This window comes from Roseivirga ehrenbergii, assembly GCF_001593005.1.
GTDB classification, from domain to species: Bacteria; Bacteroidota; Bacteroidia; order Cytophagales; family Cyclobacteriaceae; genus Roseivirga; species Roseivirga ehrenbergii.
Map to the genome: position 1 here is coordinate 1 of NZ_LQZQ01000034.1, position 647 is coordinate 647.

Annotated in this window: 1 protein-coding gene; it reads right to left on the reverse strand. The window is 39.1% G+C overall.

What is annotated here, in order from left to right; all coding sequences use genetic code 11:
- Nucleotides 1-647, reverse strand: a 647-nt coding sequence (locus MB14_RS10235) for a RagB/SusD family nutrient uptake outer membrane protein (protein WP_172796111.1), incomplete at both ends; no start/stop codon positions are given.

Below are 647 nucleotides of genomic sequence, written 5' to 3' on the forward strand. Positions count from 1 at the left end.
TATGACATGTAAGCAAAGAATGAAGAGAAGTAAGTTCCTTGGTCAGGAATAATACGGCTCGACCAAATCCAACCAGTTGCACTATAATTGTTGAAACCTTCTTGGATTTGCGCTGCAGAAGTTAAAGGGAAACCTTGTCTTGCTGCTTGTGCATAAGTAATGGCATTGTTCCACTCACCTTTAGTCAAATAAACTCTTGCAAACATACCGTTTACAACGTTTTTGCTGATTTGAGATTTGTCAGAGGATGTTACTGAAGATGCGTTTAAGCTTTGTAAAGCAGTAGTAAGGTCAGCTTCAATTTGAGCATAAACTTGGTCTACTGTTGAACGAGCTTTTGCTTCACCCAGGTTATTCAAGTCATCAAGGTTGATAACAATACCCAACTGATCATTGGCCTGTCCTGCTTTGTATCTTTCAGCATAAAGCTGTACAAGCATGTAGTGCCCGAAAGCTCTGTAGAAATAAGCCTGACCTTTGATGTTGTTCTTCTCATCATCACTTCCTTCTACGTTGTCAATTGAATTGATAATGTTGTTGGCATTAACAATAATTGTGTAGTAGAAGTTGTAAGTCTGATTTACCAAAGAACTTGTGTTAGATCTGTGCTCAAGCCATTGGTGAACGGCAATAAACCAACCAGAACC